Annotated in this window: 6 protein-coding genes; 2 read left to right on the plus strand and 4 right to left on the minus strand. The window is 70.1% G+C overall.

All coding sequences use genetic code 11. From position 1 onward, the window contains the following. Positions 1-139: 139 nt before the first annotated feature. Positions 140-997 (minus strand): esterase/lipase family protein, encoded by an 858-nt coding sequence (locus tag R6V09_RS41785; RefSeq protein WP_317886716.1) that lies wholly within the window; start codon positions 995-997, stop codon positions 140-142. 146 nt (positions 998-1143) lie between these two features. Then, positions 1144-1590: a MarR family winged helix-turn-helix transcriptional regulator gene (locus R6V09_RS41790; protein WP_317886717.1), complete on the minus strand. Its 447-nt coding sequence runs from the start codon at positions 1588-1590 to the stop codon at positions 1144-1146. A gap of 94 nt (positions 1591-1684) precedes the next feature. Between R6V09_RS41790 and R6V09_RS41795 the strand changes: the two genes are divergently transcribed. Then, positions 1685-2059 carry a cupin domain-containing protein gene (locus tag R6V09_RS41795; protein WP_317886718.1) on the plus strand — a complete coding sequence of 125 codons (375 nt, stop codon included), beginning with the start codon at positions 1685-1687 and terminating at the stop codon, positions 2057-2059. Positions 2060-2534: 475 nt separating this feature from the next. Further along, positions 2535-2738, plus strand: a complete 204-nt coding sequence (locus R6V09_RS41800) for a hypothetical protein (protein ID WP_317886719.1) — start codon at positions 2535-2537, stop codon at positions 2736-2738. Positions 2739-2781: 43 nt separating this feature from the next. Here the strand turns inward: R6V09_RS41800 and R6V09_RS41805 are convergent, their stop codons facing one another. Beyond that, positions 2782-3762 carry a DNA polymerase Y family protein gene (locus R6V09_RS41805; protein ID WP_317886721.1) on the minus strand — a complete coding sequence of 327 codons (981 nt, stop codon included), beginning with the start codon at positions 3760-3762 and terminating at the stop codon, positions 2782-2784. Positions 3763-3767: 5 nt separating this feature from the next. Next, positions 3768-7000, minus strand: a 3233-nt coding sequence (gene dnaE, locus R6V09_RS41810) for a DNA polymerase III subunit alpha (RefSeq protein WP_317886720.1), incomplete at its 5' end; no start/stop codon positions are given.

Consider the following 7000-nt stretch of genomic DNA (forward strand, 5'->3'; position numbering starts at 1 on the left):
GCGCTCGGCGCCGCGGCCCTGTTCGCCTCGGTCCGCCGCCGTGCGACCAACGGCGGTGGACGGCACGGCCGTTAGTGCGGCCGTCCAGGGGGCGGGGTCTGTCCGGCGGCTCAGGTCGGACAGACCCCGCGGTGTGCCATCAGCTCAGTGCCGACAGGCAGTTGGTGGTGGTGGCGTGCGCCGGATCGAGGGCGTTGGCGACCTCGTGGAAGGCGATCCGGTCCGACAGCCCGAGCAGGGCGTGCTCGGAGAGATCGACTGAACACAGGTTCTGGATCAGCACGTTGTGCACGTCGGATCCGCTCAGGAACTGACTGCTGTACGGCGTGACCACCTCGTCGTACCGGGTGGCGATGACCGTGTAGTGGACGCCGGGGACGGTGTCGCCGCCCGCGTTCAGCTTGGTGAGGAAGGCCGAGCCGGCGATCTGGTCGGCGAGGGCGGGGGTGGTCGCGGAGATCACGTCCTCGGCACCCGGGAAGTACGGCAGGAGCTTGGTGAGGCCGTCCAGGGTGGTGCCGTGGTTGTCGGGCGCGATACCGACGAAGGTGTCCACCTTGGCGGCTCCGCCGAGGAACTTGAGGTAGTAGCGGGGCATCATGCCGCCCTGCGAGTGGCCGACGAGGTCGACCTTGGCGGCGCCGGTCGCGGCGAGCACCGTGTCGACGTAGGTCTGGAGTTGCTCCGCCGACTTGTCGATGGGGCCGAGGCCGTAGATGAGGGGGACGCCCGAGAGTTGGCCGTAGTCGAGGGAGAAGACGCAGTAGCCGCGGGCCTCCAGGTACGGCGCGAGAACCAGCCAGTTGTCGGTGCTGTTGGCGAACGTTCCGTGTACGAGGACGACCGGGTCGGGGTGGGCGGCGGAGGGCTTACACGTGTAGTCGTTCCAGCCGGTGCTCGGGGCGCTCGCCGCGTGGGCGGCGGTGGGGAGAGCGGCGACCGCGGCGGTCAGGAGCAGTGCGGTCAGGGGTCTGAGCACTCGTTTCCAGGGCAGCATCGTGTGATCTCCTTGCGGCTCAAGGGAGTTGCGACGGCCTTACGCCCTGTGATCCGGATCACAAGAATGCTGTTCACTCGTCAAGTTACGGGCGAGTAGGTGAAGTGTGAAGTTACGCGTCAGTAAAAACTTCCAGTGATAACCAGTCACCAGGCGGGCCTGATGGGACCGTAGGGCGCAATACGCAGCAAACGGTCACACAACACGCGCACTTCACCCTCCCCCAGCAGTTCGACCCACGGCCGCACGGCGTCGGCGGCGGCCTCCTCCGCCGCACGCGTACAGGCCCAGCCGCGCTCGGTCAGCACGATCAGCCGGGCACGCGCGTCGACGGGATGCGGACGCCGCTCGACATACCCCTTGCGCACCAGCTCTTCGACGAGCTGACTCGCGGCCTGCTTGGTCACTCCGAGGTGGGCGGCGAGATCGGTGACCGTCGCACCGTCCGGGGCGAGACGCACGAAGGCGAACCCGTGCGCGGGCCGCACCCCCTCGAAACCACGGGCGACGACGCCCTCATGGATGCGCTGCGTGAGCCCTCCGGCGACGGCGAGCACGGCGGCGGACAGGGCGATGGCCTCGGAGTTCTGCACGGAGGCATTGAAACACCCTTGACGAATTGGTCAAGCAGCTTGACTATGGAGCCATATAGTCAAGCAGCTTGACCATTCCAGGAGGGGACCGTCCATGCCCGTCATCCGCTCGACCGAAGCCGTCACCCACGAGGTCCACGGCGCCCGCTTCGTCTCGTACGCCCGTCCCGGCACCGGCAGCAAGGAACTGTGCGCCTGGCGCGGCGAGATCCCCGCCCACAGCGAAGCGCCCCTGCACACCGTCAACCGCGAGGAGATCCTGCACATCCTCGAAGGCGAGCTGGTCATCACGCTCGACGGCCGCATCGAGCGGGTCACCGCCGGCGACACGCTGATCATCAACCCCGGCGTGACCTTCGGCGCCGAGAACCCCACCGACCGGCCCGTGATCACCTGGGTCACCACGTCCATCGGCCTGGAGGCGGAGCTGGCCGACGGGACGCACATCGTCCCGCCGTGGGCCAACTGACGTACGGACAAGGGGTCTTGGTCACATGTGAACGACCGGGCCGCTCGACTCACCGCTCTCGGGACGACCCTTGCGGAACATGAGGGCGGCGATCACGGATTCAAGCGGATCGGCCAGTCGGCGTTCCTTGAGGACTTCGCCAACGGCGTGCCCAGGAAGGAGGCTCTCGTGCTCTACGCGGCCCAAGGTCCGCTCTCGAACGCTTCATGACCCGGCGCATGAACGCCACGACCGTCGAGGTCGACTCCGGCCACCTGTCGCTCGTGACGCACCCGGAAGTGATCACCAGGCTCATCCCGCGAGCCGCGGCGCACAGCTGACACCCCGGCACCTCAGCACTCCAACACCCCGGTCGGTACAACGTTTCCGTTCCGTAAGGTTTTCGACCGCCCCAGCCGCACCGAACGGGACGAAGCTGAGCGGTGAACGCGGGCGGGTACCGCCGCGGACGTACCGGTGCGGAGAAGGAGTGACCATGTTGGTCCGTGGTATCGGCGGGATCATCCTCGTCGTGCTCGGCGCGGTCTGGATCGCGCAGGGCACCGGCGCGATGAACGGCTCGGCCATGTCCGGCCACGGCCAGTACGCGGCGCTGGGCGTGGTGGTCGCGCTGATCGGGCTCTTCCTGCTGATGCGGGCCTGGCGGATGCGGAACCACGACCGCGGCCAACACCCCTGAGCGTATGGGCGGTTCTCGACTCGGCGCCTCCCGGCGACGGAGGTCAGTCGGCCAGGGCGGCCGGGCGTACGGCCTCCTGCCCGAAGCGCCGACGGGCACGGTCCGCGGCGGCTTCGACCGCACGGGCGCGGGCGTCCGAGGGATCCATGGAGAGCTGGCGGTAGGTACTGCCGGCCGGCCGCAGGTCGTCGGCGCGGAGCACGAAGGCGCGGACGCGGGCGCGTTGCAGTCCGAGGGAGGTCAACAGGCCCAGGGCGGTGGCGGCGAGGGCGGGTGAGTGGTCGGTGGGTTCCGGCAGGGTGCGGGTGCGCGTGGTGGAGGTGCGATCGGCGTATCGGACCGCGAGGGTGAGCCGGCCCGTGAACTGCCTTTCTCCACGCAGGCGTTGACCGATCCGGTCGGCAAGTCCCAGGACTGCTCGGTGGTGTTGGGCCGGGTCCAGGCAGTCCCGGCTCAGGGCCAGGTCGGCGACCAGATGCGCCGCCGGTTCCGCGGGGATGATCGGGCGGGGATCATGTCCGCGGGCGCGCTCGGTCAACAGCCGCGCCTGGCCTGCGCCGAGGAGCCGTTGCAGGGTCGCCGGAGGCAGGTCGGCGATCTGGCCGATGGTGTGCAGTCCGTATCGGTGAAGCGTGTCCGCCGTGGCGCGGCCGATCCCGGGCAGCGCGGTGACCGGCCGGGGGTACAGCCAGTCGGCCGCTTGCCCGGTGGGCACCCAGGTGGTGTCCCCCGGGGCGGACGCGTCGGCCGCCATCGCGGCCAGCATGCGGTTGCCCGCGAGGCCTGCGCTGCTGTCGATGCCGTAGTGGGCCTTCAGTCTCATCTTCGCCGTCTGGACCATGTCGTAAGGGGACAGGTCGAAGTATCTGAGTGCCGAAGTCAGGTCCAGCTGAAGGGCGTTGGGCGGGACGGCCTGAACATGGGGCGTGATCCCGGACATCACTTCGATTACATCGCTGTACTGGGCCTCCGTCAGCTCGGCATGCAGGTGGAGGTGGGCGATGTGCCGCTGCCGCGCAGTCATCCCGCTCATCCCGCGCTCCCCGGGCTGCGGTGGCCGAACTTCTTCAGGTCGGCGGAACGGGTGCCGGCGGGCTGGAGGTCGGCGTACGGGTGGAGGCGGGCGCCTGTGGTGCCGTTGGCGAGGGTGCGTTGCGGCTGGGCGGGGGCGGGTTGCGACTGTCCCGGAGCCGGCTGGGCGGGGGTCGGATGCGGGCGGTCGGCGCCCAGGAGGGCGAGCGCCGCCTCGGGGCCGTCGTCCCGGCGGGCCGCAGCGATCTCGTCCAGGTCCCAGGCCATGGAACCGACGACGGTACGGCGGGTGCCGCGCACCTGGACCGTGCCGCGCACCAGCAGCAGCCCGCGGTGGAAGACGGTGTACGCGCAGGCCGGATGGGAGTCCTCGAAGAACGCGAGGTCGACCAGACCCGAGCCGTCCTCCAACGTCACGAAGATGATCCGCTTACCGCTCGCGATCGGCGGGGTCTGGGTGGAAGCCCGCACCCCGGCGACCAACACCTGCTGTCCCGCGCGCAGTTCGGCCAGATGCGTCGCGTCCGTCGCGCCGATCTCACGCAGCAGCCGGTGGTGATGCTCCATCAGGTGCCTGGATACGTCGATGCCGAGTGTGCCCAACTCGGCGCTCAGCGCCTCGCGTCCGGTCATCTCCGGCAACCCGCTCGGCTCCGCTCCCCCAACAGCACCCGTATCCATGGGCAGTTGACCGGATCCCGCGGTCCGATTGCGGGACTGTCGGTGCAACTCGGCGATCTGGAGCAGGAGATCACGGCGCGTGAGGCGGCCGTCGTGCAGACAGGTCAACGCGCCGATTTCGGCGAGCCGTTCGGCGACCGGTCTGCTGGGCCGGGCCCGCTGCCAGAAGTCCGACAACGATCCGTACGGCTGCCCCTCCTCGATCCGCGCGCACTCCTCCTCATTGATGCCGCGCACCCCGGACAGCGCGAGCCGCACGCCCCACTCCTCTTTCTCGGTCATCTCCACGGTGTGCTTCACCCTGGAGCGGTTGATGTCGACGGGCAGGACCGGCACACCGCGCCGACGGGCGTCGGAGACCAGGACGCGCTTGGGCCACATCCCGGGGTCGTGTTCGAGCAACCCCGCCAGCAGGAACGCCGGGTGGTGCGCCTTGAGCCAGGCGCTCTGCAGGGCCGGTACGGCGAAGGCGACCGCGTGGGCGCGGCAGAAGCCGTATGCCCCGAAGGCCTCGACGGTCTTCCAGACCTCGTCCCGGACGGCCGTGCTGTAGCCACGCGCGTGTGCCAGTTTGTGGAACCAGTCCTTGATCCGGGGCAGTTGGTCCTTGTCGCCGAGGGCCCGCCGGGTGATCTCCGCGAAGGCGCGGTCGCAGCCGGTCAGTACGTGCAGCGTGTCGATGATCTGCTCGTGCCAGATGGTCACCCCGTAGGTGTCGGCGAGCACGGGTTCGAGGTCCCGGTGCGCATACACCGGCGTACCGCCATGACGCGCGGCGATGTACCGCTCGGGCATGCCGCCGGCGACCGGGCCCGGACGGAAGAGGCTGATGTCGGCGATGACGTCCTGCACATCACGCGGTTGCAACCGAGACAACAGATCCTGCTGGCCCGGCGACTCCAGCTGGAACAGGCCCAGCGTCTGGCTCTCCTGGATGAGCTTGAAGGCGAACACGTCGTCGAGCGGCACCTGTTGGGGGTCGTCGAGGTCGATGCGGTGGCCGGTGGCGCGTTCGATCTCGGTGACGGCGTGGGCCATCGCGGACTGCATGCGGACGCCCAGGACGTCGAGTTTGATGTTGCCCAGCGCCTCGATCTCCTCCTTCGCGGCCATCGCCATCGGGTAGTCGCCCTGCGGAGTGGGCTGCACCGGCAACCGGTCCAGGAGGGTCGCGTCGCTGATGACCACTCCGCAGGGGTGCATGGCCATGCCGTGGACCAGGGAGTCGAGGCCTTCGGCGAGTTCCCACAACGGCCCGAACCGGCCCATCTCCCTTGCCAGTTGGCGCAGTTCGGGCAGTTCGGCGAGCGCGCTCGTGATGTCGGAGGCGCGCAGGTGCGGGAAGCTCTTGGCGATCCGGTCGACGTCGGCCGGGGCGATCCCCAGCGCGAGGCCGGTGTCGCGCAGCGCCCTGCGTGCCCGGTAGGTCTCGGGCATCGCGGTGACCGCCACCCGCTCCTTGCCGAACCGTTCGAAGATCGTGTCGTAGCACTCCAGGCGGCGGGCGGACTCCACGTCGATGTCGATGTCGGGCAGTGATTCGCGGCGCGTGCTCAGGAAGCGTTCGAACAGCAGGCTGTGGTCGAGCGGGTTGGCGGTGGCGATGTCCAGCGCGTGGCAGACCAGCGAGCCGGCGCCGGAGCCGCGGGCGGCGACCCGGATGCCCTTGGCCCTGATGTCGGCGACGACCTGGCCGACGGCGAGGAAGTACGCGTCGTAGTTCCAGTGGGAGATGACGGTGAGTTCCTCGTCCAGCCGGTCGAGTGCCGCCCGGTCGCGGTCGAGGCCGCGTCGGGTCAGGCCCTCCTCACATCTCAGGCGCAGCAGCCCGGCCGCGCCGCCCGTCTCCGGTCCGGCGCCGAAGAGCGACGGTTTCGGGAAGTGCGGTGTGCCGAGGCCGAGGTCGGCCGCCGGGTCGACGGCGCAGATGGCCGCCGTGGCCACGGTGTCCGCCATCAGACGGCGGGCCCGGCGGGCGTCCGCTCCGGCGCACTCGGCGATCATCCGTGCCACGACCGTCATCTCCTTCTCGTCCTTGAGCCAGCGCTGCCCGCTGTCCAGCCGACGCCGGTCGATCGGGCGCAGCAGCCGGGCCGCGTCCAGGACGTCGGCGAGGCGATGTTGGTCCGGGTCGGCGTAGCGGACGGCGTTGGAGAGCACGGCGGTGGTGCGGGTGCGGTCGGCGAGCGCCAGGGTGCGGGCGGCCAGGCGGAGAGAGCCCGGGCCCGTGCCGGAACGTTTCTGCGCAACGACCTCCAACCGGACTCCCCTCCCGAAGACCTCCCGCCAGGGCGCCAGCAGCTTCATCGCGACGTCCTCCCGGCCCACCGACAGCGCCCGCACCGGCTCCGAGAGGGGGCCCAGCAGCACGGTCAGGCCGGGGCCGCCGTACTCGCGCAGCGCCTCCCACGGCACCACCGGCGCCGTACCGGACAGGGCACCCTCGTGAGCCGCCGACGTGATGCGGCACAGTCGCGCCCAGCCCGCCCGGTCCTGGGCGAGCAGCACGAATCGCAGCGGCGGCTCGACCACGTGCGCGCCACCACGTG

Source organism: Streptomyces sp. W16, assembly GCF_033194735.1.
GTDB lineage: Bacteria > Actinomycetota > Actinomycetes > Streptomycetales > Streptomycetaceae > Streptomyces.